Source organism: Janthinobacterium sp. 13 (assembly GCF_002749695.1).
In the GTDB taxonomy this organism is placed as follows: Bacteria; Pseudomonadota; Gammaproteobacteria; order Burkholderiales; family Burkholderiaceae_D; genus Janthinobacterium; species Janthinobacterium kumbetense.
This window is the reverse complement of the sequence record NZ_PEEQ01000001.1, coordinates 3,620,901-3,646,710: the sequence shown is the minus strand read 5'-3', so window position 1 is coordinate 3,646,710 and position 25,810 is coordinate 3,620,901. Positions and strand designations below refer to the sequence as shown.

The following is a 25,810-nucleotide window of genomic DNA, read 5'->3' as shown; positions in this document are numbered from 1 at the left end:
CGGTGCTGGTTTTGATCGTGCGCAATACTGGATTATTTGTCCAGCAAGGCATTGACCGGCATCAAGTCCGTTTCCTTCAGGGTGCCGGCCGCCGCCTTCAGGCGCAAGCCGTTCATGATGGTGTCGTAGCGGGCTTTCGACAGGTCTTTTTGCGTCGAGAACAATTGTTTCTGCGCATTCAACACGTCGATATTGATGCGCACGCCCACTTGATAGCCGAGCTGGTTCGACTCCAGCGCCGATTTGCTCGACACTTCCGCCGCTTCCAGCGCCTTGACTTGCGCCAGGCCGCTATTGACGCCCAGGAAAGCCTGGCGCGCGCCTTGCGAGGCCGTGCGGCGTGCCGTTTCCAGGTCGTTGCGGGCCTTGTTTTCCAGCGCGATCGATTCGCGCACCTTGCTGGTGACGGCAAAGCCGCTGAAGATCGGGATGCTCCACTGTACGCCGATGGCATTATTGTTATTGCCGTTGCCATTGCCGCCACCCGAAGAATAGGTATGGCCAGCGTTGGCGATCAGGTCCACGGTCGGGTAGTGGCCGGCGCGGTTGCGGCCGATGTCGCGCTTGGCCGATTCCACATTGAACTGGGCCGTGACGACGCCGTAGTTCTGCTCTTCGGCGGACGACACCCACGGCTCGACGGCAGCCGGTTCGGGCGCGCTGATGACCACGCCCGTGCGCATCGGCGCCAGGGTGGTCGGCGCTTCGCCGATGATGGTTTGCAAGGCGCTGCGCTTGTTGGCCAGGTCATTGATGGCGGCAAATTCCTGCGCCACCACCAGGTCGTAGGCCGCTTGCGCTTCGTGCGTGTCGGTAATCGTTTGCGTGCCGACTTCGAAGTTGCGCTTGGCCGATGCCAGTTGCTCCGTCGTGGCGACCTTTTGCGCCTGCGTGGCGCCCAGGTTGTCCTGCGCGCTCAGCACGTCGAAATACGCCTGCGCCACGCGGGTGATCAGGTCTTGCTGCACTTGTGCAAATTGCGCTTCGGCAATCGCCTGCGCCAGCTTGCTTTGCTGATAGGTTTCCCAGCGATCCCAGCGGAACAGCGGTTGCGCCAGTGTCAAATTGTAGGCATTCGTGCGCACATTCACGGACGGCGAGGTGATCTTGTTGCCGCCATTATTCTGGGCGATCTGTTCCTGGTTGCCACGCGTATTGCTGCCCGACGCGGAGATTTGCGGCAGCAAGCCTGCCAGTCCCTGCGGAACCCGCTCCATCCCGGCCGACAAGGCCGCGCGCGCGCTGGCGTACTGCGCGTCATTGGCCAGCGCCTGCTGGTACACCTGGATGAGATCGGCCGCCTGCGCTTGCAGCGAGTATGTCATCGAGACAAAGGCGCTGGTCATCAGCACGGCGATAAGGGGTTTCCGCATTGCATTTCTCCGTTGGAGTCGTCAAAAGTTGATGGAATCAAAAATCTGCTACCGCTTGCCTTGCGCCCGCCGGGTGAGCGGGGTACAGGCCTCCGCAGGCATGCAGGAAAACATGCCTGGGTGCATCTACTGCAAAATAACTTAGTATTTAGGCATCGCGCTGTCGACTTGCAGCGCCCAGGCATGCACGCCGCCCGTCAAATTACTGATCTTGCCAAAACCATTGCGCTCCAGGAAGGCTGCCACTTGCATGCTGCGCATGCCGTGATGGCAGATGCAGACGATCTCGGCGTCTTCATCGAGGTCATCGATGCGCGCAGGAATCGAATTCATCTGCATCAGGGTGGCACCGTCGAGGTGGCACAGGTCGAACTCCCACTGTTCCCGCACGTCCAGCAACAAGGGGCGCGGGCGGGAAGGGTCAGCCAGCCAGGCGGCCAGCTGCGGTGCACTCAAATGCTCCATCGAATCGGTCGCCTCAGAACTGGAAATGCGACGGTGCCACGGCTTGCAGCGGCGTGACATTGGTTTCAAACAGCTTGCGCGTGTCGTAGGCCTTGTCCGAGCTGCGCGTGATCAGGTGCGCCGACATGATCGGCGCTTCGCCGATGATGGCCAGGATGCGGCCGCCGACTTTCACTTGTTGCAACAGTGCTTCCGGCAACACGGCCAGCGCGCCAGACACGACGATCACGTCATACGGTGCGCCCTTGCTCCAGCCCTGGGCGCCGTCGCCCAGTTCCACGGTGACATTCGTCACGCCGTTGGCGGCCAGGGTCTGCTCGGCCAGGGTTTTCAATTGGGGAACGATTTCCACGCTCGTCACATGACGTGCCTTGTGCGCCAGCAACGCGGCCATGTAGCCGCTGCCGGTGCCGATTTCCAGCACATTTTCATGCTTCTTGACGGCTACGTCTTGCAAAATGCGCGCTTCCAGCTTCGGCGTCAACATGCATTCGCCACCGCCCAGTGGAATTTCGGTATCGACGAAGGCCAGGTTCTTATAGGCGGCCGGCACGAAATCTTCACGCTTGACCACGTTCAACAGCTCCAATACGTCGATATCCAGTACGTCCCATGGACGGATCTGCTGTTCGATCATATTGAAGCGGGCTTGTTCGATATTCATCTTTGGACTCGGTAAGTGAAGTAATAATCCGCCATTTTATCGTTGAACTGGCTGAAAGCACATGTTAACCATAAAGGCGGGGAATGGAGGAAATTTGCGACGATCTGCAGATTTGGGGGGGCGAACCTTGGAAAAGGGGCAACTGAACGGTAGAGGCAAGCTCTACATATCAACTTTTCCCGGGCGCCTCCACCTGCAAGCTGCGCAAGCTCATGTCGATAAAGGCATCCATGTAGGCGACGGGATCGATGTTCTTGACCTCGCACGGCAAGAAGGAGTGCGTCCACATCATCAGCATGGTGACGGGCGCGCTGAGGATGGTGCTGACCAGCACGGGATCGACCTGGCGGAATTCGCCGCGCTGCATGCCCCGTTCCAGCAAGGTGGCGATCAGCGCATTGCCGCGCGTGACCACCTCTTCGTTGTAAAACTGCGCCAGTTCCGGGAAATTGTTCGCTTCGGCCAACATCAGCTTGGTCAAACCGGCCAGCTTGGTGGCGCCGAATTCTTCCCACCATTGCATCATCATGCTGCGCAACAACTCGGCGCTGGTGCTGTCCGAGGCGGCCATGCTGTCTTCCGCCTCGCCGATGGAATGCACGATATTGTCGCGCACCACGGCCTTGAACAGCTCTTGCTTGTTCTCAAAGTACAGGTACAGGGTGCCTTTCGACACGCCGGCCCGCTTGGCCACATCCTCCAGGCGCGTCGATGCGAAGCCCCGTTCGACAAACAGGTCGAGGGCGGCGGCGAGCAATTCCTGCGGGCGGGCATCCTTGCGCCGCTCCCAGCGGGGCTTGGTATCAATCGGGGCTTGCATGTGTCTTTCCAAGTAACTTACTTTTGAGTCATTAATGGTAGACCGGTCTACCGTCAAGGTCAAGCGCCGGTTGCCAGACCCATCCTGATCGCACGAAAAGGGCGCAGAAGTACACTGATGCGTATACATATAAGCAGCCGCACCTCGCCGGCTGGCCGATCCGCACGCTCGCCATTGTAACGCGTCGCTGTGGCATGGCGCCCATCGGCTGGGAGCGTCCGACGCTGACGCCATGCGGCAAGCCCGTCTCAATCGCGCAAGGCTTGCGCCGGCGCCATGCGCATGGCCAGCCAGGCGTGGCGCGCAGTCGCCAGGGCCACCACGAACGCGGCCGCCAGCAACGCCAGCGCCAGAGGCCAGGCACCGATGGGCGGATGCGCGCTGAAGGCCGCCAGGTAGCGCGCGATCGCCAACGCGGCCGGCGGCAAGGCCGCCACGCCGGCGATGGCGAGCAGCCACAGGAACTCGCGCACCACCAGCGTCCCGATGGCCAGGCGCCCGGCGCCATGCAGCTTGCGCAACACGATCTCGCGCGCGCGCCGCTGCACATTGTGCGCCACCAGCACATACACGCCAAAGGCCGCCAGCACGAAGATGGCGGCGCTGGCCCAGGCCAGCAGGCTGGCCATGCGGCGATCGTCGGCATAGGCGCTGGCGGCATACGCCGTCAGCGGCTTGGGCGCATACACTTGTCCCGGAAAATAGCGCTGCCACAGCGGGGCGACGGCTTCCGTCACGCTGGCACCGTCCGCCCCCGTCGCCAGGCGCACGGTCAGCATCGCATTGGCAGGGTCGAGTCGGTACATCACGGGCAGCAGCGGCTCGCGCAAGCTTTGCCAACGGATGTCCGGCACGACGCCGACGATCTGCAAGGCCTGGCCATTGAGCCAGCGTCCCGGCGCCTGCTGCGCCGTGGCCATGCCCAGCGCGCGCACGGCCGCCATGTTGATGACGATGGCGCTCGCCCCCGGCGCACGCTCGATGGCGGGATCGAACGCGCGCCCCGCCAGCGCGGCCACCCCGTACGCGTCGAAAAAGCTGGCGCTGACTTCGCGGATCTCCAGCGAGATGCTGCCGCCGTCGCCGCGCTGCACGATATCGCTGGAACGCGTGCCGCCGCCCCCGTCGCGGCCAGGCACGTCGCGGCTGTCCGCCACCGCCGCCACGCCGGGCAGGCGCAGCACGGCGTCGCGGAAGGCCACGCTGGCCGGCTGGCGCATATCCTGCCCCTTCGGCAATTCCAGCACCAGCAGCGGCGCCGCATCGAAGCCGCGAGCAGCCTCGCTGGCATAGCGCGTCTGCCAGGCTACCGCCAGCGCCACGCTGCCCAGGCCCATCGCCAGGGCCAGCTGCGACACCGTCAGCACGCGGCGCAGGCCGGCGCTGCCGCGGGTGTCGCCGCTGCGCTGCGCCAGCGCCTGGCGCATGTCGACACGACAGGCCAGCCAACCCGGATAGGCGCCCGCCGCCGTGCCGGCCAGCACGCACAGCACCAGCGGCAGCGGTGCAAAGATGTCATCCAGCGGCCGCGCCACAAGCGCGGCGAACAGGGGTAGCAGCAACCAGGCCAGCAGCACGCCCAGCGCCGTGGCCCCCAGCGACAGCAACAGCGATTCGGCCAGGAACTGGGCCAGCAACTGCCCCGAGGAAGCGCCCAGCACGCGCCGCACGGCGATTTCACGCTGGCGCTGCAAGGTGCGCACGGCCGCCAGGCTGATGTAGTTGGACACGGCCAGCAGCAGGATCAGCAGGCCGACGGCGCCCAGTCCCAGCACCAGCCGCCGGTCGGCGCGCGGACCGCTGCCGATGGTGTTGGCCACCGTGGTGTCGAAATAGGCGTCGCGCAGGGGCCCCAGCGCGATTTCGACGGGCTTGCGCTCGCCCAGCGCGGCGCGCTGCTGCGGCGGCACGAGGCTGTTCCATGGCCCCTGGTCAGTGGCAGTCTGCAGCGCGCCGCGCAAGGCTTCGGCGCTCACGCCCGCTCCCGCCTTGACATAAATCTTGCCGGCGATGCCCATCCAGTTGGCCAGCGCCGCGTCGCGCTGGGGCGCCGGCCACAGCACGCTGCCCGTCCCCGCCAGCAGCGCATAGGACACCGTGCTGGCCAGCGGCGGATCGGCCAGCACGGCGCGCACGCGCAGACGTTGCCGGTCCAGCGCGATATCGCGCCCCAGCACGCGCTCCGGCACGTCGGCGTGGCCGAACAGGCGGCGCGCCATCGACTCCGTCACGGCCAGACCATCGGGCCGGCTCAGCGCCGCCGACAGGTCGCCGGCCAGCACGCGCGGCTGGAAGATGGCGGCAAAAGCGGGATCGACGGCCGTGATCTCGAGTTCCTGCTGACGACCATCCTGCTCGAAGGTCGCCTTGCGCGGCCAGAACACGCTCGCTTGCAAGGGGAAACCGCTGCGCAGCGCCACGTCGCGCAGGGCAAATGGCGTGTATTCCAGCCACTGCGGCTGCGGAATGAAGTTGAGCCGGTGCTTCAGCACATAGACGCGCTCGGCTTGCGGCACGGCGGCATCGAAGCTGAAGGAATAGCGGACCAGGCAAAGCAGCAACAGGCACAGTGCAAAACCCGTCGCCAGCCCGCCCAGCGCGGCGGCGGAATACGCCGGTTGCTGCGCCAGCAAGCGCCAGCCGATGCGAAAATCTCGTGCAGACATCATGCTATCCCTTGAAGTATCAGTCAGCGCGCAAGGCCAGCGCCGGCGCCATGCGCATGGCCGACCAGGTGTGCCGCACGGTGGCCAGCAGGGCCACCAGCAGGGCCAGCAGCAATGCCGCCGCCAGGGGCCAGGCGCCCAGCGGCGCGCGCTCGACAAAGCCGGCCAGGTAGTGCGCGATGCCCAGGGCCGCCAGCGGCAGGCCCAATACGGCGCCGGCGGCAAGCAGCAGCATGAACTCGCGTCCCACCAGGCGCGCGATGGCGGCGCGGCCGGCGCCATGCAACTTGCGCAGCACAATTTCACGGCTGCGGCGCTGCACGCTGTAGGCCGACAGCACGTAGATGCCGAAGGCGGCGAGCAGCAGGGCGATCAGGCTGGCCAGGCCGAGCATGCGCGCCAGGCGCAGATCTTCGGCATACATCCCCGTCAGCAGGCTTTGCGCCGTACGCAGTTCCAGCATCCGCTCCGGAAAATAGCGCCGCCACAGCGGTTCGATGCGCGCATGGGCCGCTGCCACGGCGTCTGCGCTGCGTAGGGACAGCGTGCCGCCATGGCGCAAATCGAACAGCATCGGCTGGGCCGCCTGGCGCATGTCCTGGAAACGGATCGGCGGCGCAATGCCAATGATCACCTGCCCGTCCGGCATCGCCTGCCCCACGGCGGCCTGCGGCGTGGGGTAGCCCAGCGCCAGCGCCGCCGCCACATTGAGCACCACCACCTGGCTGCCGACCCTGTCCCGCGCCGCGTCGAACAATCGCCCGTGCAGGGGCACGATGCGGTGCAGGTCGAACCAGCCCGGCGTCATGGGTTTGTATTCGAGGCGCACGTCGCGCCCGTCGCGCGTCCTGACGCTGCCGACGACCTTGCTGCCATCGCGCCCGACCGCTTCCAGGATGCCCGCCACGCCGGCGATGCCGGGCAGGCGCGCCAGCGCCTCTTCGAACGCGCGCGCCTGCGGGCTGTCCTCGCTCCCAGGCGGCAAGTCCAGCACCAGCAAGCCATCCGGCGCAAAGCCCGGCGAGGCATGGCTGCCATACCAGGCTTGCCAGCCGACGGCCAGGGTCGCGGCGCACAGCGCCATGGCGGCGCCGAACTGCAATACCGTCAGCACGCGGCGCAGCCACAGGCCAGCCGCCTTTTCGCTGTTGCCGCGGCCAGCCAGCGCGGGACCGGGCCGCACGCGCAGCGCGCACCAGGCGGGATAGGCGCCCGCGCACAAGCCCGTGAGCACGCCGGACAGCAAGGCGCCGGCGCAGCGCCAGGCAGTGAACATATCGTCCAGCGGCCGCTGGACCAGCTCGGCGAAGAGCGGCAGCGCCAGCCAGGCCAGCAGCAAGCCGGCGGCGGCCGCCAGCAGCGCCGTGAGCACCGACTCGGCCAGGAACTGCCGCACCAGGCGCCCCGCACTGGCGCCGAGCAGCTTGCGCACGCCGATTTCCCGCTGGCGGCGCAAGGTGCGCACGGTGGCAAGGTTGACGTAATTGATGACGGCCAGGGCCAGTATCAGCAGCGCCAGCACGGCCAGTCCCGCCACGCTGGCGCGCTGCCCATGCCGCGCCGCCGCGCGGCTGTTGTACAGGTCCGCATCGAAGTAAGCCTGCGCCAGCGGCAGCAGCGCGATGTCGGTGACGTTGCGCCCCTCGAGCGCGCGGCCCATCGAGGCCCCGCGCACCTGCCGGTCTTGCGGCGAATCGTTGACGGCCCGCTGCAGCAGCGCCGCCAGCGCATCGGGATCCGCGCCGGGGCGCATCCGCAGGTAAATGGCGCCGCGCCCCGTGCCGGAAAAAGCGGCCTCGCGCTGCGCCGCCGGCCAGGCGCTGCTGAGCGTGCCCACCAGCACTTCATACGGCACGGTGGTGTTGCGCTGATGGTCGGGCAGGATGGCGCGCACCTGCAGCGTGACGCCGCCGACCCGCAGCAACTGGCCCAGCGCGGGCCCGTCGGCAAACAGCTTGCGCGCCGCCGTCTGCGTCAGCGCCACGGCATCGGGCTGCGCCAGCGTGGAGCGCAAGTCGCCCTGCAGCGCCGTCACGCCGAACAGGCTGGCAAAATCCGCATCGACCGCTTGCACGTTCAGTGCATACGGGCGCTCGCCGCGCTGCACGGGCAAAGCCAGTTGCCTGACGATGCTCGCCATCTCCACCGCACCGCTGCGCCGCGCCACGTCGCGCAGCGACAGATAGGCGTAGTTCTGCCACTCGGGGCGGATGAACAGATTGATGCGCTGCTTGACCAGCTGCACGCGCTCGCGCTGCGGTACGTGGCTATCGTAGCCCAGGCTGTAGCCGACAAAGCCCAGCAGCAGAAAGCAGGCCGCGAAACCCACCGCCAGGCCCAGGATGACGGCCACCGAGGCGCCACGCTGCTGCGCCAGCAGGCGCCAGCCGATGCGGAAATCGGCCGCCTTCATGCGGCTTGCAAGGCGTCGACCACGACGCGGCCGTCCAGCAAATGCAGGGTGCGCGATGCCTGCGCCGCATGGTCGGGCGAGTGGGTCACCATCACCACCGTCGTGCCCTCCGCATTGATGCTGCGCAGCAGGCGCATGACTTCATTGCCGTGCGCCGTATCGAGGTTGCCCGTCGGTTCATCGGCCAGCAAGACGGCCGGCCCGGCCACCAGCGCGCGCGCGATCGCCACGCGCTGCTGCTGGCCGCCGGACAGCTGCGACGGCCGGTGTCCCGCGCGGTGGGCCACGCCCAGCTTGTCGAGCATGGCGGCCACGCGCTGGCGCCGTTCGCGTGCCGGCGTGCCGTTGTATTCGAGCGCCAGCTCCACGTTCTCGAACACGCTCAGTTCCTCGATCAGGTTGAAGCTCTGGAAGATGAAGCCGATGCGCCCGCGGCGCAGCACATTGAGCTTCGCCTCGCTCCAGCCTGCCACGTTCTGGCCCTCGAACCAGTATTCGCCCTGGCTGGGAATATCGAGCAAGCCCAGCAGACCCAGCAGGGTCGATTTGCCGCAGCCCGACGGGCCCGTGATGGCCACATATTCGCCCGCCTCGATTTCGAGGTCGATGCGGTCCAGGGCCTTGGTCTGGATATCGCCTGACTGATGCAGCTTGCTGACGCCGACTAGTTTGAGCATGGGTGGAACCTTTATGGAAGATGAGAGGGAATTTACCGGCTTATGTGCAATCTGGGGGAATTTCCATAGGCGGCGTAGGCGGACAGGATCACGCGTTCGCCTGCCTGCAGCCCTTGCAGCACTTCGAGCTGGCTGTTGTTGCGCCGGCCGATACGCACCGCGCGCCGCTGCGCCTGGCCGCCGGACGCATCGAGCACGTAGACCCAGGCGCCGCCGCTGTCGTTGACGAAAGCGCCGTTCGGCAGCAGCAGCGCGGCGGCCGGCTCGCCCAGGGTGATCTGCGCATCGAGGCTTTGTCCCGGATTGAGCACGGGCGGCTGGCCGTGCGTGAACACCAGTTCCACCGTGAAGCGGCCCTCCTTGATCTGCGGATAAATCGTCTGCACGCTCAGCGCATAAGCGCGGCCATCCTGGACGATGCTGGCTTGCCGTCCCGCCGCCATGCGGTTCAGGTAAAACTCGTCCACCCTGGCCGACAGCTTGTAGCGCACTGGGTCGTCGATGCGGCCCACATTCTTGCCCGTCGCAATCGACTCGCCCACCTGCAGCCGGAAATCCGTCAGCCGGCCGGCGGACGGCGCGCGCACGGCCAGGGCATCGACCGTGGCGCCGACCAGCAGCAGGCCCGAACTGAGGCCCGCGATGGATGCCTCAAGCTGGGCGGCCGCATCGCGGCGCACCCGCGCCTCGGCCTGCGCCGCCTGCTGTTCCTGCGCCAGCGCGCGCTGCTGCTGCAGCAGGCTGTCGGCCGACTCCTCCAGCGCCACGCTGGAAATGAAACCCTGCGCCGCCAGCCTGACATGGCGCGCATGCTGCTTGCCGCCCTGCTGCAGCGCGAACGCCAGGTCGTCCAGGCGGCGCTGGTGCTCGCTGGCGCTGGCCTGCTGCGCCACGCGCAAGTTGGACAAGTTGAAAATCTGCTGCGCATGTTCGGCCTTGCGGGCCAGCAGTTCCAGGTTGCGCTGCGGATTGGAGATGCGGAACAGCAGCTGGCCCTTCCTGACCAGCGCGCCGTCACTGGCAAGCACCTCGTCGATGCGGCCCGACTCGACCGAATCGAGGAGCACGGAATGCAGCGGCTCGGCGCTGGCGCGCACCACCACTTCATCGAGAAAAATGCCGCGCTCTGCGATACCGATGCGCAATTCAGCGGCAGGCACCTGCAAGCCGCGCGGCATGGCCCACCACCCCGCGGCGGCAAGCGCGGCCAGCAGCAACACGCCCGCCAGGCCGGCGGCGACCAGCTTGCGCCGGCTGCGCGGCACGCGCGTATCCATGGCGGCGCCGCTGGCCGGCAAAGGGGGGATCGAAGATCGGGGAGCATGCATATTTATTTTCACGTCTTTCGCACTGGTCTTGTCCCTGCATCAGCAAGCAGCGTGCCAGCGGCAGGCGCCACGCAGACAGGCGCCCTGCAGCCGCGCGCCGGCACGGGCGGCGCGGCGCGGTGTCCCGCAGTGTCCATTTCCGGACAGCGGCTGTTCGCAAGCGCACAGCGCCGGCAAACGGGCATGCCCGCAGCAGCAGCCACGCCCCCTGCGCGGCTGCTAGAATGCGCCACCGACCGACGCTCACTATGCTCTCCATGACCCACACCGCAGCCCACGTCCTGATCCTCGACGACGATATCGATGTCGCCTGCGCCGCACAGCTGCTGCTGCGGCGGCGCTACCGCGACGGCCAGGTCGATACGCTGTGCGACCCGGCGGGGCTGCCCGCGCTGCTGGCCCGGGCCGTGCCCGACGTGGTGCTGCTCGACCTCAATTTCCAGCCCGGCCAGACCGATGGGGCACAAGGCCTGGCCTTGCTCGACCTGCTGCGCGCGCTGCCACGGCCGCCTTGCGTGATCGCCATGACGGCGTATGCCGACGTGCCGCTGGCCGTGGCGGCGCTGCAGCGCGGCGCCGGCGATTTCATCACCAAGCCCTGGGACAACGCGCGCCTGGCCGCCGCCGTGGAACAGGCGCTGGCGCGCCGCGCCGGCATGGCATCGCCAGGCACGGCCGCGCCGGACCTGATGGGCGACTCCCCGGCCATGCGCGCGCTGCGCGTGATGGTCGCCAGCGTCGGCCCCACCGAGGCAAACGTGATGGTGCTCGGTGAAAACGGCGTCGGCAAGGAACTGGTGGCGCGCGCCCTGCACCAGGCCTCGCGCCGCGCCGCCGGTCCCCTGCTGCCGGTGGACATGGGCGCCGTGCCGGAGACAACCTTCGAAAGCGAATTGTTCGGCCACCGCAAGGGCGCGTTCACCGATGCCAGGCATGAACGCGCAGGACGCTTCCAGGCGGCGCGCGGCGGCTCGCTCTTTCTCGATGAAATCGGCAACCTGCCGCTGGCGGCGCAAGCGAAGCTGTTGACGGCGCTGGAACGGCGCGAAGTGACGCCGCTCGGCGCCGACCGTCCGGAAGCGATCGACGTGCGCATCCTCAGCGCCACCAATGTCGATGAAGCGCGGCTGTTCGATCCGGCCGTGTTCCGGCCCGACCTGCTGTTCCGCCTCAATACCATCGTGCTGCGCGTGCCGCCGCTGCGGGCGCGCCGCGAGGATATCGCCATGCTGCTGCGGCACTACCTGGCGCACTACGAAAGCCAGTACCAGCGCCCCGCGCGCGCGCCCGCGGCGGAGGCGCTCGACTACCTGCAACAGCATGACTGGCCTGGCAATGTGCGCGCGCTGCGCCATGCCTGCGAACGGGCCGTCATCCTGGGGAACGAAGCGCACTACACGCGCGGCGATTTCGGCCTGTTCGACGGCGCCGGCCAGGCGCCAACGGCGCCCGCCCACGCACGCCAGACGCTGGGCGCGCTGGAACGCGATGCCATCCACCGCACGCTGGAGCAGGTCGACGGCAATATCAGCCATGCGGCCAAGGCGCTGGGCATCAGCCGCGCCGCCCTGTACCGCAAGCTGAACAAACATGGCATCTGAGCGCAGCCTCAAGACGACGGCCAGCGCCAGCATCGCCGCCATGCTGGCGCTGGCCGGCGGCGCCGGGTATTTTGTCGCGCTGGCGTCGCCGCGCCTGAGCGTATTGTGCCTGCTGCTGTCGATAGCGCCGGCGTGGCTGCTGTCCCGCTGCCTGACACGCCTCGCGCCGCGCCTGTCGCGCCAAGAGTCGACGATGGCAACGGCAATGACGGCGGCGCCGTCGCCTACGCCCGATGAAGAATCGCTGAGGGCGCTCGAAGCCTGTCTCGAGCACGCGCCCATCGCCCTGTTCCGCATCCGGAACGACGCCGAGGAACGCAAGGTAACGCCGCTCAATGCAAGCGCACGGCGCCAGCTGGCGCCCGGACATGCGAGCGAACCGCAACGGTGGCAGCAACTGCTGGCGGCGCAGCCGCCCGGCCAGCGCCGCCTGCTCAGTTTTGACACGGAGCGGGGCGTGGAGCGGGCGCTGGTGGCCGTGGCGGCGCTGACCTTGCAAGGCGCACCGCAGCACCTGGCCGCGCTGATGCCGGTGGAGAGCGAACTGGAAGCCGAGGCGCTCAACGCCTGGCGCGACCTGGTGCAAGTGCTGACGCATGAAATCATGAATTCGCTGACGCCCGTCGCCTCGCTGTCGCGCACGGCCTGCGACCTGCTGGCGGACGTGCGCCCCCTGCTGCCGCACGACACCCATGCCGACCTGGCGACGGCGCTCGACGCCATCGCCCGCCGCGCCGCCAGCCTGGCCGACTTCGTGGCCAGCTACCGCAGCCTGTCCAGCGTGCCCGCGCCGCAACCCGAAGCGGTGCGCCTGGAACAACTGTTCCAGCGCCTGGAAGCGCTGCTGGCGCCGGCCTGGCAGGCGCGCGGCGGCAGGGCGGAATTTTCCGTCGAACCGGCATCGCTGGAAGTGCGGATCGATGCAGGCCAGCTGGAACAGGCGCTGATCAATCTGCTCAAGAACGCTGCCGAAGCCACGCAGGGGATTGCCGCGCCGCGCGTCACGGTCAGCGCCCGCCTGAGCCGGGGCGCGCGCCTGCGCATCGAAGTGCGCGACAATGGCCATGGCGTGCCCGATACGCTGGCCGTGCACATCTTCATGCCATTTTTCTCGACCAGGAAGCAAGGGCGCGGCATCGGCCTGGCCCTGGTGCGCCACCTGGCCCATGCCAACGGCGGCACCTTGCGCCATGCGCGGCCCGTCGGCGCCGGCGCCTGCTTCCTGCTCAGCTTTTAAGGCGGACGGCACCGCGTCAGGCGCACGCGCCTGCAGTTCACCCCGCGTTTTACGCAGTTCGTCGCATTTCCCTGCAACCCAGCGCACCGCTTTGCTATCTTCTCATCGACAGCACGGCAGCCGCGGCGCGGCTGCCGGCTCTTTTCTTGTCCCGAACTAAAACAATCATAAAGGAAACACCATGCGTACCTTGCTGGCCCTGTGCTGTGCCGTTGCCCTTGGCGGTTGCGCCATCGTCATCAACCCCAACGATGGCGAAGTACGCTATGCCGATTCCAGCAGCAATGTCATCCAGGGAAATGGGCAAGTGAGCCGCGACGTGCGCCAGGTCAGCACCATCAGCGCGCTCGACATCGACAACATGAAGCGCATCGACATCAAGATCGACGTGCGCGTCGGCCCGACGGCATCGCTGGTGATCGAAGCGGACAGCAATCTGCAACCGCTGATCCATAGCGACGTGAACGGCAATACGCTGCGCCTGTGGAGCGACACGAACATTCGCAGCAGCAATGGCATCCACGTCATCTATACGACACCGCAATTGAGGAAGATCAACATCTCCGGCTCGGGCCGCCTGGTGGTCAGCGGCCTGAATGGCGACGATTTCAGCCTGGAACAGCGCGGGTCGATGAAGAGCGAATTGTCGGGCACGACGGGACGCTTCGACGTGGCCAACAATGGCTCGGGCAGCATCAACGCGGCGGCCCTCGCCAGCGGCAACACGGACGCGGTGCAGAACGGCTCGGGCAGCATCCAGCTGGGCAGCGTGCACGGCGAACGCATCAACGTGGCCGTCAACGGCTCGGGCAGCATCAGCGCCAACGGCGCCGTGCAGCGCCTCGACGCCAACGTGAATGGCTCGGGCGATGTCAACCTGGCGTCGCTGCGCAGCGACGTTGCCTATCTGGCGAGCAACGGCTCCGGCGACATCGACGTCAGCGTCCAGAATGAAGTCAACGCCCGCGCCAGCGGTTCCGGCCGCATCACCGTGCATGGCGATCCGGCCCGCCGCACTTTATCGGGCAAGCGCGTCAGCATCGTGCGCTGAACGCGCCCGGGCAACACATGGGAGCCGGCTTGCTATACTGTCGGCTCCTCACCCGCCCGTCTGAACTCCCATGTCACCATCTGCCACCCTGGCATGCCGTCCCTCGTGCGGCGCCTGCTGCACCGCACCGTCCATCACCAGCCCGATTCCCGGCATGCCGGGGGGGAAACCGGCGGGCGTGCGCTGCGTGCAGCTGGCCGATGACAACCGTTGCAAGATCTTTGGCCAGCCGGAACGGCCCGCGTTTTGCGGCGGCTTGCAGCCATCCGCGGAGATGTGCGGCGACAGCCGCGAACACGCGGTGCACTGGCTGGCCGAGCTGGAACGGCTGACGGCGCCCTGAGCGGCGGCGCGCACGGCGTCCCTGCTTGCGTTGCGCTTAACGCGCGTCTTCCGCTTCCTCGGCGTCGCGCTGCCGCTTGTATTCCAGCAAGGTGGCAATCCCCAGATAGATCAGCAGCAGACACACGGAGTCGCGTGCATCGCTCCAGCCCAGCGTGCCATGACGCATCCAATGCAGCGCATTCAACACGATCATCATGCCCAGGATCAACCATCCACTGCGGCGCAGGGCGCGGCCCGGCAAGCTTGCCTTGAAAGAGGTACTTGAAAACATGGCTTCCCTTATTTCATTCCATTTTTTACAACACTAACAGAACTTATATCTTTTCGGCAATATTTGATGGAAACCTGCGTACGCTTGACTCTGTTTGCACGTTTGCGTATATTCATGCACATTCTTGCACGTTTATAGGTTCACCATGTCCGCCACCCTGCTCCTCAAACAACGCCACGCGCTGATCCAGCAACAATTGCATGCCGACGGTCGCGTGCTAGCGCTGGACCTGGCGCGCCAGCTCGACGTATCCGAAGATACGATACGGCGCGATCTGCGCGAGATGGCGGCGGCCGGCCTGTGCCAGCGCGTGTATGGTGGCGCCCTGCCGCTGGCGCCGGACGGCGGCACCTTGAGCCAGCGCAAGCAGGAAGCGCCGGAACGCAAGGCGCGCCTGGCGCAGGCCGCCGTCTCCCTCCTGCGCGCGGGCCAGGTGCTGTTTCTCGATGCGGGCTCGACCAATCTCGCCATCGCCAGCGCCTTGCCAGAGTTAGCGCTCACTGTCATCACCAACGCGCCAGCCATTGCCATGACCCTGATGGAACGCCCGGAAATCGAACTGATCATGGCTGGCGGCAGGGTCGACCGTCGCGCCGGCGCCAGCCTGGGGCCGCAGGCGCTGCGCACCGTCGAGCGCATGCATCCCGACCTGTGCTTCCTCGGCGCTTGCGGCGCCGATGCGGACGCGGGCGTGACAGCGTTCAATTACGACGAGGCGGAATTCAAGCGCAGCATCGCCGGCGCCAGCAAGGCGGTGGTCGTGGCCGTCACCAGCGACAAGCTGGGCACCGCCGCACCCTTTGGCGTACTGGCCACGGGCTTGCTGCAGCACCTGGTGCTGGAAGCCGATGCCGACGCTGCCCACGTGGCCGCCTTTGAACGGCTGGGCGTACAAGTGTTGCGCGCCCGCGCCTGATTTTATCCACCCCGACTTTGAAAAGCTCCCCCATGCATCTCACCGGCACCCTGCAACAACGCGCCACGCGCCTGGTCTTCTTCGCCGCCGGCCTCGGCATGGCCGCCTGGGCACCCTTGGTTCCCTACGCCAAGTCGCGCCTGGGCCTCGATGAAGCCACCCTCGGCATTTTGCTGCTGTGCCTGGGCGCTGGCTCGCTGTGCGCGATGCCGTTTACGGGCGTGCTCACGGCACGCTTCGGCTGCCGCAAGGTCATCGTCGGCGCCGGCCTGCTGCTGACCGCCATCCTGCCCGGCCTGGCGCTGGCCGCCACGCCGCTGCAACTGGGCCTAGTGCTGCTGGTGTTCGGCGCGGCCATGGGCACGTTTGACGTGGCCATCAATATCCAGGCCGTGATCATCGAAAAAGCCAACGGCGGCGCCATGATGTCGGGCTTTCATGCGCTGTTCAGCGTGGGCGGCTTCGCCGGTGCGGCCTGCATGGCCCTGCTGTTGTGGCTGGGCCTGACGCCGGCCTGGTCCTGCGTGGTGGTGATGCTGCTGCTGTGCGGCGTCCTGGGCGCGGCGCAAGGCCATCTGCTGCCGACGGCGTCCGCCTCCGGCGAAAAGACGCCGCTGTTCGTCATGCCGCATGGCGCCGTCATTTTCATTGGCCTGTTGTGCTTTATCGTTTTCCTGGCCGAAGGCGCCATCCTCGACTGGAGCGCCCTGTTCCTCACCACCACGCGCGGCGTGGAAGAAGCCAAGGGCGGCCTCGGCTACGCCGCCTTCGCCATCGCCATGACGGTGGGCCGTTTCACCGGCGACAAGGTGGTCAGCCGTTTTGGCGGCAAGCGTGTGCTCACTTTTGGCGGCTTGTGCGCAGCGGCGGGCTTTTTCCTGGCCGTGCTGGCGCCGCACGCCAGCCTGGCCATGCTTGGCTTCGTGCTGATCGGCCTGGGCGCGGCAAATATCGTGCCCATCCTGTTTACGGCGGCAGGCAACCAGCATGCCATGCCGGCCAGCCTGGCCGTGGCGGCCATCACCACCATCGGCTACGCGGGCATCCTGGCCGGCCCGGCCGTGATCGGCTTCGTCGCCCACGCCACCAGCCTGAATATCGCCTTTGCCATGCTGGGCGCCGCCCTGCTGCTGGTGGCGGCCAGCGCGCGCCTGGTGGCGCAGGCAAAACAAGTATCCTGATCCTTCCTCCTGCCTGGCGGACGGCGCTAAAAAAGCGCCGCCCAACTGCGCCCAAATAAGGTCCGCGGGCCTGCGGCATGGTAAGCTTCGACCCCGCGCACATTGCTGGCGCCACGCGGTCATCCCATCCTGTCACTTATACCCGTACTTATACCCTTTTATACATCTATGGATCTCATTCTTGCGTTAAAAGCCATCATCATGGGGCTGGTCGAAGGTTTTACCGAATTCTTGCCGATTTCGTCCACGGGGCATCTGATCCTGGCCGGCAGTCTGCTCGACTTTACCAAGGATGTCTCGAAAGAAGTCATGGACGTCTTCGAGATCGCCATCCAGGCCGGTGCCATCCTGGCCGTGTGCTGGGAATACCGCCAGCGCATCGGCAGCGTGCTGTCCACCTTCAGCACCGAAGTCAAGTCGCGCAAATTCGTGCTGAACGTGGCCATCGCCTTCATTCCGCTGGCCGTCATCGGCCTGGCCATCGGCAAGATGATCAAGCATGCGCTATTCAAGCCAGTACCGGTCGCCATGGCCTTCATCATCGGCGGCATCATCATCTTGCTGGTGGAGCGCCGCGCGCGCACCAACCCCGTCACCGTGCGCGTCAACTCGGTCGATGAAATGACGCCGTTCGACGCCCTGAAGGTGGGCTGCGCGCAGGCATTCGCGCTGATTCCGGGCACCAGCCGTTCCGGCTCGACCATCATCGGCGGCATGCTGCTGGGCCTGTCGCGCAAGACAGCCACCGAATTCTCGTTCTTCCTGGCCATCCCGACCTTGTTCGCGGCCACCTTCTACTCGCTGTACAAAGCGCGCGACATCCTGTCGGCCACCGACGTGCCCCTGTTCGGCCTGGGCACCGTGGCCGCCTTCATTTCCGCCTTCCTGTGCGTGCGCTGGCTGCTGCGCTACATCAGCTCGCACGACTTCACGTTTTTTGCCTGGTACCGCATCGTGTTCGGCTTGCTGGTGTTGGCCAGCGCCCACTACGGCTGGGTTGTTTGGGCAGAATAAGGCACTATGAATCAATATCTTAACCAGCGCGCGCTGCACCTGCTGCAAACGGTTTTCGGCTACCCGGCCTTCCGCGGCCAGCAAGCCGACATCGTCGACCACGTCAGCCATGGCGGCGACGCGCTGGTGCTGATGCCCACGGGCGGCGGCAAATCGCTGTGCTACCAGATTCCCGCCCTGCTGCGCGACGGCGTCGGCGTCGTCGTCTCGCCATTGATCGCGCTGATGCAGGACCAGGTGGACGCGCTGGAGGAAGTCGGCGTGCGCGCCGCCTTCCTCAATTCCACGCAAACCTACGAAGAAGCGAGCCGCATCGAGCGCCTGGTGCGCACGGGCGGCATCGACGTCGTCTACGTGGCGCCAGAACGCCTGATGACGCAGCGTTGCCTGGACCTGTTCCAGGCCTCGAAGATATCCCTGTTCGCCATCGACGAGGCGCACTGCGTGGCCCAGTGGGGCCATGACTTCCGTCCCGAATACATCAAGCTGTCGGTGCTGCACGAGCAGTTCCCGGACGTGCCGCGCATCGCGCTCACGGCCACGGCCGACCCGCAGACGCGCGCCGAAATCGCGCTGCGTTTGCAGCTGGAAGACGCGCGCCAGTTCGTCTCGTCCTTCGACCGCCCGAACATCCGCTACCAGATCGTGGAAAAGGCGAATGGCCGCAAGCAGTTGCTCGACTTCATCAACACGGAACACGCGGGCGACTGCGGCATCGTCTACTGCCTGTCGCGCAAGAAAGTCGAAGAGACGGCAGAATTTCTGAACCAGAGCGGCATCCGCGCCCTGCCCTATCACGCCGGCATGGAGTACGCGAAGCGCAGCGCCAACCAGGCGCGCTTCCTACGCGAAGAAAACATCGTCATGGTCGCCACCATCGCCTTTGGCATGGGCATCGACAAGCCCGACGTGCGTTTCGTCGCCCACCTGGATCTACCGAAAAGCATCGAGGGCTATTACCAGGAAACGGGGCGCGCGGGCCGCGACGGCATGGCCGCCAACGCGTGGATGGCGTACGGCTTGCAGGACGTGGTGCTGCAGCGGCGCATGATCGACGAGTCCGAGGCGGACGACACCTTCAAGCGCGTGCTGGGCGTCAAACTCGACGCCATGCTGGGCCTGTGCGAAACGCTCAGCTGCCGCCGCATGCGATTGCTCGAATACTTCGGCGAACCGGCTTCGCCGTGCGGCAATTGCGACACCTGCCTGGTGCCACCAATCTCGTTCGACGGCACCGTGCCCGTGCAAAAACTGCTGTCGGCCATCTACCGCGTCGACCAGCGCTTCGCCGGCGGCCACGTGATCGACGTGCTGCGCGGCGTGGAATCGGAACGCATCAAGACCTGGCACCACGATGCACTGTCCGTCTTCGGCATCGGTTCGGACCTGGGCGAAGCGGAATGGAAATCGATTCTGCGCCAGGCCATCGCGCTGGGCCTCGTCTCGGTCGACCATGAACAATACAGCTCGCTGAAACTGACGGATGCCTCGCGCCCCGTGCTCAAGGGCGGCCAGAAAGTGCAGCTGCGCCAGTACCAGAAACCGGTGAAAACCAGCAAGCGCAGCACCAGCGTGGCGAAGGGCTATGTCGAGACGGATCTGTCCACCAGCGAACAGGCGATTTTCGACAAGCTGCGCTGGTGGCGCGTGGAGACGGCACGCACACACAACGTGCCGGCCTACGTGATTTTTGTCGACGCCACCCTGCGCGAAATCGCCAAGGCCAAGCCCACCTCGCTCGAGCAGATGCGCGGCGTGAGCGGCGTGGGCGAGAAAAAACTGGCCTCGTACGGCGACGAAATCGTCGCCATGATCCTGGAGATGATTTGATGCAAGATTTGATGGAAGCACTCTCGTCCGACCTGATCTATCAGGCCGTGAAAATTCTCGGCGCCCAGCCCGACGCCGAAGACGAGGTGGAAGCGCAAGTACGGTTACTGGTGCAGGACGATCTCACCGTGCGCCGCCTGGCCGACGTGGTGCCGGAAGCCTTCGGCCTGGTGCTGGCGTCGCACCTTCCCGGCGCCGAAAACATGACCCTGCCCCATACCTTCTGCGCCCAGGACGAGGACGGCGAATGGGTGGAGTTTCCCATGCGCCGCGAGCCGATCTTTGTCGTCGCCGCGGATATCGCCCAGCATACCTTCCACAACGGCCCGCGCGCGCTGATACAAAACCTGGCCAGCCGCAGCTCCCTGCTGTCGGCCATCAACAAGGCCTTGAATGCGGGCGGCTCGCTCGAAGGCACGACCCTGGGTCCGCCATCCTTCTTCGGCCTGCCGGCATCGCTGTACCAGCCGGCGGCATCGACCAGCACGGCCTGACCACTACACTTTGCCCTTGTCCTTGATAACGGAACGCTGCCGCGATGGAAACCAAATGGCTGGAAGACTTCATTTCGCTCGCTGAAACGCATAACTTCAGCCGTTCCGCGGCCCTGCGTCACGTCACCCAGCCGGCCTTCTCGCGGCGCATCCAGTCGCTGGAAAACTGGCTCGGCATCGACCTGGTCGACCGCACGTCCTACCCGACGCGCCTGACGCCGGCCGGCGCCGTGTTCTACGAGCAGGCGCTGGAAATGCTGGGGCAAATCAACGGCGTGCGCGCCCTGTTGCGTGGCAAGCGCGCGGCCACGCAAACGAGCGTGGATTTCGCCGTGCCGCATACCCTGTCGCTGACCTTCATGCCGAAATGGCTGACGGCGCTGGAAGAAGGTTTTGCGCCGATCAACAGCCGCCTGATGGCCCTGAACGTGCACGACGCCGTGCTGCAACTGGTCGACGGCGGCTGCGACCTGCTGCTGTGCTATCACCATCCGCGCCAGCCGGTGCAGCTGGACCCGGGCCGCTACGACATGCTGGTGATGGGCCGCGAAACCCTGCGCGCCTATGCGCGCTGCGGCCAGGACAAGGTGCCGGACTTCGTCCTGCCCGGCAGCGCCAAGGAGCCGCTGCCCTTCCTCTCCTATACCAGCAACGCCTACCTGGGACGCATGGTGGAATTGCTGGTGGCCGACGCCAAGGCGCCGCTGTTCCTGGAAACCTGCTACGAAACGGACATGGCCGAAGGCTTGAAGATGATGGCGCTGGAAGGCCGCGGCATCGCCTTCCTGCCCGAATCGGCCGTCATGCGCGACGTCAAATACAAGCACCTGGCGCGCGCCGACGGCGGCGCGCCGGGCTGGGAAATCGAGCTGGAAATCCGCCTGTACCGTGAACGCCCGTCCAGCCTGCGTCCCGGCAAGCAGATCGTCGAAAGCCTGTGGCAATACCTGGTGCAGTCGCAGGATGGCAAGGCGCGCATGGGCAAGCGCCGCAAACGCGCCACCGAGGCCCCCCAGTCCTGACTGGCAATCCTGGCAACACAACTATGCAATAAATGCATAACCGGATGCGCACAAAGCATTGGCCGGGGCATGAGGCTATCGCCTACGATGCGGTTCCGCTGCGCGCAGCTGCATATCGGCTGTGCCTCTAACGTATTCGTATTGTCCAGGAGCTTATCAAGCATGACCAGCAAGCACGCACTTCCTTCCTACCTGAATCCTGAAGACCTTGGCCCATGGGGCGTCTACCTCGAGCAGATCGACCGCGTTACGCCGTACCTGGGCAACCTGTCGCGCTGGGTGGAAACGCTGAAGCGTCCAAAGCGCATCCTGACGGTCGACGTGCCCATCGAGCGCGATGACGGCACCATTGCCCACTACGAAGGCTACCGCGTGCAGCACAATCTGTCGCGCGGCCCGGGCAAGGGCGGCGTGCGCTTCCACCAGGACGTGACGTTGTCGGAAGTGATGGCCCTGTCGGCCTGGATGACGGTCAAGAATGCCGCGGTCAACGTGCCATACGGCGGCGCCAAGGGCGGTATCCGTGTCGATCCGAAAACCCTGTCGCGCAACGAACTGCAACGCCTGACCCGCCGCTACACGAGCGAGATCAGCATGATCATCGGACCGAACAAGGATATCCCGGCGCCGGACGTCAACACGAATGAACAAGTCATGGCGTGGATGATGGACAGCTACGCCATGATCGGCGGCAATATGTCGACCGGCGTGGTGACGGGCAAGCCAATCTCGCTGGGCGGCAGCCTGGGCCGCCGCGATGCGACGGGCCGCGGCGTGTTCGTCGTCGGTTGCGATGCGGCCGCCAAGGTCGGCATGTCGCTCGAAGGCGCAAAAGTCATCGTGCAAGGTTTTGGCAACGTGGGCGGCGTCGCTGCACGCATGTTCGCTGAAGCCGGCTCGAAAGTGGTGGCGGTACAAGACCACAAGACCACCGTCGTGCACGCTGGCGGCTTGAACATCCCGCAATTGCTGGCACACGTGGCCGAAGTGGGCAGCGTCGAAGGTTTCCCAGGCGCCGAGGCATTCGTGCCACGCGAAGATTTCTGGGGCATCGATTGCGACATCCTGATCCCGGCCGCGCTGGAACAGCAGATCACGGCTGAACGCGCTCAAGTCATTCGCGCCAAGATCATCCTGGAAGGCGCCAACGGCCCGACCCTGCCGGCAGCGGACGACATCCTGACCGACCGCGGCGTACTGATCGTGCCGGACGTGCTGGCCAACGCCGGCGGCGTGACCGTCAGCTACTTCGAGTGGGCGCAGAACTTCTCGAGCTTCTTCTGGACGGAAGAAGAAATCAACAGCCGCCTGACCCGCATCATGCGCGAAGCGTTCGACGCCGTATGGCAAGTGTCGCAAGAGAAGAAAGTGTCGATGCGTACCGCGACCTTCATCCTGGCGTGCACCCGTGTTCTCCAGGCTCGCGAAGTGCGCGGCCTGTACCCATAATGGCTGCCTGAGAAAAAGCCCGGGGCGTTGTTGCCGTGCCTAGCCCCGGGCATTTTTCAGGCGCCATTAGGTTGCTGGCGCTCTAAAGAAAAATCCCGCCACACTTGCGTGTGAGCGGGATTTTTTGTATCTGCGGACTTGTTTACGCTGCGTAGCCTTGCGGGTTCTGGTGCTGCCAGCGCCAGTGGTCGCGGCACATGTCGTCGATGTTTTTCTGCGCTTGCCAGCCCAGCAGTTCCTTTGCCTTGTCGGCCGAGGCGTAGCAGCTGGCGATGTCGCCGGGGCGGCGCGGCACGATGTCGTACGGTACCCGGCGGCCGCTGGCGGCTTCGAAGGCGCGTACGGTATCGAGCACGCTGTAGCCATGGCCCGTGCCCAGGTTGACGGTAAAGCCGCCGTCGGTGGCAAACAGGCGGTTCAACGCGGCCACGTGGCCCAGCGCCAGGTCGACCACGTGGATATAGTCGCGTACGCCCGTGCCATCCGGCGTGGCGTAGTCGTTGCCGAAGACGGCCAGGCGTTCGCGGCGACCCACCGCCACCTGGGCAATGAACGGCATCAGGTTGTTCGGGATGCCGGCCGGATCTTCGCCGATCAAGCCGCTGGCATGCGCACCGACCGGATTGAAGTAGCGCAACACGCCGACTTGCCACTGGGCATCGGCATGCACGAGATCAGCCAGGATCTGCTCGACCATGAGCTTCGAGCGGCCATACGGGTTGGTCACGGACAGGCGCGACGATTCCAGAATCGGCAAGGCCTCCGGGTCGCCATACACGGTGGCCGACGAGCTGAACACAAAACGTTTCACATTCGCCGCCGCCAGCACTTCCAGCAAGGCCACGGTGCCCGTGACATTGTTGTCCATATACATCAGTGGCTGCGCCACGGATTCGCCCACCGCCTTCAAGCCTGCGAAATGGATCACGGCATCGATGGCGTGCTCGCGCAGGACGGCGGCCATGGCCGCGCGGTCGCGCACGTCCGCTGCATAGAAGGGTACGCTTTTGCCGGAGATGCGCTCCACGCGCGCCATCGCTTCGCGCGCGCTATTACACAGGTTATCCACCGCGACGACCTCAAAGCCGGCAGCCAGCAATTCGACACAGGTATGCGAGCCGATGAAACCGGATGCGCCCGTCACGAGTATTTTCTTGGACATAATATCAATCAATGCAAAAAAGATAAGACTACCGTAATTCCCCCGCCTTGCCTAGCCAGCGCACTAGCGCGCATTAAAAAAAGCCTGCGGCGTCGCCGCGGCAGGCTTGTTCTCGTGCAAACGGCACGGGTGGGCAAACCGCCAGGTTATTTCTTGATGAACACCAGATCCCACACGCCATGGCCCAGCTTCAAGCCACGGTTTTCAAACTTGGTCAGAGGACGATACGCCGGCTGCGGCGCATAGCCATCGGCGCTATTGTGCAGCTGCGGCTCGGCGCCCAGTACTTCCAGCATTTGCACCGCGTAATCTTCCCAATCGGTGGCGCAATGCAGATAGCCGCCCGGCGCCAAGCGATCGGTCAATTGCTTGACGAACGGCGACTGGATCAGGCGGCGTTTGTTGTGGCGCGCCTTGTGCCATGGATCGGGGAAGAAAACGTGGATACCGGCCAGCGAATTGGCGGGAATCATGTGTGTGAGCACTTCCACGGCATCGTGCTGCAGCAGACGCAGATTCGTCAGCGACTCTTCACCGATCAGCTTCAACAGACTGCCGACACCGGGCGTATGCACTTCGACGCCGATGAAATCCTTCTCCGGCATGGCTTTGGCGATATGCGCGGTCGTCGCGCCCATGCCGAAGCCGATTTCCAGGATGACGGGCGCCTTGCGGCCGAACACCTGCTCGAAATCCATCGGTTCTTTGGCGAAAGGCAATAGAAACTGCGGGCCCAGGGTCTCGAGCGCGCGCGCCTGCGCCACGGAAAGCCGTCCCGCGCGGGTCACGAAACTGCGGATGCGGTGTTCGGTCGGATCGTACATCATCGGCCGCGCCGGGCCGTTTGCTGGGGTATCAGAAGACATGGGAATGGAGAAATAAGTGGCTGCGCCGCATCAAGCCAGGCGCCAACGAAAAATGGAGCGGGTGAAGGGAATCGAACCCTCGTCGTAAGCTTGGGAAGCTTCTGCTCTACCATTGAGCTACACCCGCGAAGCCTGCATTTTACGCGGGATGACGAGGACTTGGCAAACTTGTGGATCGCTTTCGAATGCATCAGCAATTCCCGCGATATTTGACAAAAACATGGACCGCAGCCTCGGCATGGTGCCGTTTTTGTTGATAGAGAACAACATCTTCAGGCCGCCAGACACGCAGAATAGTCCGGTATGTAGCTAAAATAGAATAAATTATCGTTGCCACGGACTGTACGGCGCAGACTAGCAAGAGAAATGTTGCTACAATCATGTGACAGTTTAGCATTCCCGCTGTTCAACCTAAAAGGATATCCCATGAAGAAAATTCTGATCGCTTCGGCAATCCTGTGCTTCGCTTCCGCACAAGCCATGGCTCAATCGGCTCCAGCTCCTGTACCAGTCGCAGCGGCACCAGCTGCTGGTGGTGCTGCTGCTGCTGGCGCCGCTGCCGGCGCCACTGTTGCCGGCCTGAGCGTTAGCACCCTGATCGCTATCGGCGCAGCAGTTGCCGTTGTGGCCGGTGCAGCTAGCTCGGACTCGACCACCGCGCACGCGACCCCAACCCACCATTAATACCTGGCTGCTCAGGCAGCGACAGGTAGGCCCATCCTGCAGCTTGATGTAAAGCCGAAAGGTGAAGGCCTGACACCGCAATAGTTCACATACTTTAATATGCCAACTATTGCAATAAGAGCCCTTTTCATTTGAAAACGGGCTTTTTTACTTTTTATCAAACATCAAAAAGATTGGCACCAGTCTTTCTGCTGTGGACAAATGATGTCATATCGTATGGCCATGCCTGCGTTCCTCATCTATTCATTGAGAGATCCGCCTTCATGTCAGTAAAATATTGC

23 protein-coding genes and 1 tRNA gene are annotated in these 25,810 nt (G+C 65.1%); 12 read left to right on the top strand and 12 right to left on the bottom strand.

Features of this window, described 5'->3' with window-relative positions; translation table 11 throughout:
- Window positions 1-32: 32 nt before the first annotated feature.
- The 8 genes from CLU94_RS15950 to CLU94_RS15915 form a co-directional block, all read right to left on the bottom strand.
- Window positions 33-1,373, bottom strand: coding sequence for a TolC family outer membrane protein (locus CLU94_RS15950; RefSeq protein ID WP_099666320.1), 1,341 nt, complete (start codon window positions 1,371-1,373; stop codon window positions 33-35).
- A 141-nt stretch (window positions 1,374-1,514) separates the two neighbouring features.
- Window positions 1,515-1,838 (bottom strand): rhodanese-like domain-containing protein, encoded by a 324-nt coding sequence (locus tag CLU94_RS15945; protein WP_034745954.1) that lies wholly within the window; start codon window positions 1,836-1,838, stop codon window positions 1,515-1,517.
- 13 nt (window positions 1,839-1,851) lie between these two features.
- On the bottom strand, window positions 1,852-2,502 hold the full coding sequence (locus tag CLU94_RS15940; protein ID WP_034788761.1) for a protein-L-isoaspartate O-methyltransferase family protein: 651 nt from the start codon (window positions 2,500-2,502) through the stop codon (window positions 1,852-1,854).
- Window positions 2,503-2,671: 169 nt separating this feature from the next.
- A complete protein-coding gene (locus CLU94_RS15935; RefSeq protein ID WP_099666319.1) occupies window positions 2,672-3,322 on the bottom strand; it encodes a TetR/AcrR family transcriptional regulator in 651 nt (216 codons plus the stop codon).
- Window positions 3,323-3,570: 248 nt separating this feature from the next.
- Window positions 3,571-5,991, bottom strand: a complete 2,421-nt coding sequence (locus CLU94_RS15930; protein ID WP_257218836.1) for an ABC transporter permease — start codon at window positions 5,989-5,991, stop codon at window positions 3,571-3,573.
- A 16-nt stretch (window positions 5,992-6,007) separates the two neighbouring features.
- Window positions 6,008-8,401: an ABC transporter permease gene (locus CLU94_RS15925; RefSeq protein WP_099666318.1), complete on the bottom strand. Its 2,394-nt coding sequence runs from the start codon at window positions 8,399-8,401 to the stop codon at window positions 6,008-6,010.
- Window positions 8,398-9,078, bottom strand: coding sequence for an ABC transporter ATP-binding protein (locus tag CLU94_RS15920; RefSeq protein ID WP_099666317.1), 681 nt, complete (start codon window positions 9,076-9,078; stop codon window positions 8,398-8,400). The genes CLU94_RS15925 and CLU94_RS15920 overlap by 4 nt, the downstream gene beginning before the upstream one ends.
- Window positions 9,079-9,110: 32 nt before the next feature.
- A complete protein-coding gene (locus CLU94_RS15915; protein ID WP_257218834.1) occupies window positions 9,111-10,406 on the bottom strand; it encodes an efflux RND transporter periplasmic adaptor subunit in 1,296 nt (431 codons plus the stop codon).
- Between the two features lie 257 nt (window positions 10,407-10,663).
- Here CLU94_RS15915 and CLU94_RS15910 point away from each other — a divergent pair, with 257 nt between their 5' ends.
- From CLU94_RS15910 to CLU94_RS15895, 4 genes are all read left to right on the top strand, one after another.
- Complete coding sequence (locus tag CLU94_RS15910; protein ID WP_099666316.1) at window positions 10,664-12,007, top strand: sigma-54-dependent transcriptional regulator; 1,344 nt, start codon at window positions 10,664-10,666, stop codon at window positions 12,005-12,007.
- On the top strand, window positions 11,997-13,244 hold the full coding sequence (locus CLU94_RS15905; RefSeq protein ID WP_099666315.1) for a sensor histidine kinase: 1,248 nt from the start codon (window positions 11,997-11,999) through the stop codon (window positions 13,242-13,244). Before CLU94_RS15910 ends, CLU94_RS15905 begins: the two co-directional genes overlap by 11 nt.
- Before the next feature lie 181 nt (window positions 13,245-13,425).
- Window positions 13,426-14,295 (top strand): head GIN domain-containing protein, encoded by an 870-nt coding sequence (locus CLU94_RS15900; RefSeq protein WP_099666314.1) that lies wholly within the window; start codon window positions 13,426-13,428, stop codon window positions 14,293-14,295.
- 70 nt (window positions 14,296-14,365) lie between these two features.
- Window positions 14,366-14,638: a YkgJ family cysteine cluster protein gene (locus CLU94_RS15895; protein ID WP_099666313.1), complete on the top strand. Its 273-nt coding sequence runs from the start codon at window positions 14,366-14,368 to the stop codon at window positions 14,636-14,638.
- 36 nt (window positions 14,639-14,674) lie between these two features.
- On the opposite strand, the gene CLU94_RS15890 is transcribed toward CLU94_RS15895, so the two are convergent.
- The gene (locus CLU94_RS15890) at window positions 14,675-14,911 is read right to left on the bottom strand and encodes a hypothetical protein (RefSeq protein ID WP_077408729.1); all 237 of its coding nucleotides are present in this window, start codon (window positions 14,909-14,911) and stop codon (window positions 14,675-14,677) included.
- 145 nt (window positions 14,912-15,056) lie between these two features.
- On the opposite strand from CLU94_RS15890, the gene CLU94_RS15885 reads away from it, so the two are divergent.
- The 7 genes from CLU94_RS15885 to CLU94_RS15855 all read left to right on the top strand — a co-directional run bounded on the left by CLU94_RS15885 (window position 15,057) and on the right by CLU94_RS15855 (window position 22,817).
- Window positions 15,057-15,827 carry a DeoR/GlpR family DNA-binding transcription regulator gene (locus CLU94_RS15885; protein ID WP_099666312.1) on the top strand — a complete coding sequence of 257 codons (771 nt, stop codon included), beginning with the start codon at window positions 15,057-15,059 and terminating at the stop codon, window positions 15,825-15,827.
- Window positions 15,828-15,859: 32 nt separating this feature from the next.
- Window positions 15,860-17,008 (top strand): MFS transporter, encoded by a 1,149-nt coding sequence (locus CLU94_RS15880; protein ID WP_099666311.1) that lies wholly within the window; start codon window positions 15,860-15,862, stop codon window positions 17,006-17,008.
- A 168-nt stretch (window positions 17,009-17,176) separates the two neighbouring features.
- Complete coding sequence (locus tag CLU94_RS15875; RefSeq protein WP_099666310.1) at window positions 17,177-18,022, top strand: undecaprenyl-diphosphate phosphatase; 846 nt, start codon at window positions 17,177-17,179, stop codon at window positions 18,020-18,022.
- Between the two features lie 6 nt (window positions 18,023-18,028).
- Entirely contained in the window at window positions 18,029-19,852 is a 1,824-nt protein-coding gene (gene recQ / locus CLU94_RS15870; protein WP_099666309.1) for a DNA helicase RecQ, read from the top strand.
- A complete protein-coding gene (locus CLU94_RS15865; protein ID WP_099666308.1) occupies window positions 19,852-20,346 on the top strand; it encodes a hypothetical protein in 495 nt (164 codons plus the stop codon). The genes recQ and CLU94_RS15865 overlap by 1 nt, the downstream gene beginning before the upstream one ends.
- A 44-nt stretch (window positions 20,347-20,390) precedes the next feature.
- Window positions 20,391-21,368, top strand: a complete 978-nt coding sequence (locus CLU94_RS15860; RefSeq protein ID WP_077408735.1) for a LysR family transcriptional regulator — start codon at window positions 20,391-20,393, stop codon at window positions 21,366-21,368.
- A gap of 162 nt (window positions 21,369-21,530) precedes the next feature.
- Entirely contained in the window at window positions 21,531-22,817 is a 1,287-nt protein-coding gene (locus tag CLU94_RS15855) for a Glu/Leu/Phe/Val family dehydrogenase (RefSeq protein WP_034785857.1), read from the top strand.
- Window positions 22,818-22,959: 142 nt separating this feature from the next.
- On the opposite strand, the gene galE is transcribed toward CLU94_RS15855, so the two are convergent.
- From galE to CLU94_RS15840, 3 genes are all read right to left on the bottom strand, one after another.
- Window positions 22,960-23,979 (bottom strand): UDP-glucose 4-epimerase GalE, encoded by a 1,020-nt coding sequence (gene galE / locus CLU94_RS15850; protein WP_099666307.1) that lies wholly within the window; start codon window positions 23,977-23,979, stop codon window positions 22,960-22,962.
- A gap of 146 nt (window positions 23,980-24,125) precedes the next feature.
- Window positions 24,126-24,806, bottom strand: a complete 681-nt coding sequence (gene trmB / locus CLU94_RS15845) for a tRNA (guanosine(46)-N7)-methyltransferase TrmB (RefSeq protein WP_099394995.1) — start codon at window positions 24,804-24,806, stop codon at window positions 24,126-24,128.
- A 92-nt stretch (window positions 24,807-24,898) separates the two neighbouring features.
- A tRNA-Gly gene (locus CLU94_RS15840) sits at window positions 24,899-24,972 on the bottom strand.
- 299 nt (window positions 24,973-25,271) lie between these two features.
- On the opposite strand from CLU94_RS15840, the gene CLU94_RS15835 reads away from it, so the two are divergent.
- On the top strand, window positions 25,272-25,529 hold the full coding sequence (locus CLU94_RS15835; RefSeq protein WP_099666306.1) for a hypothetical protein: 258 nt from the start codon (window positions 25,272-25,274) through the stop codon (window positions 25,527-25,529).
- Window positions 25,530-25,810 lie beyond the last annotated feature (281 nt).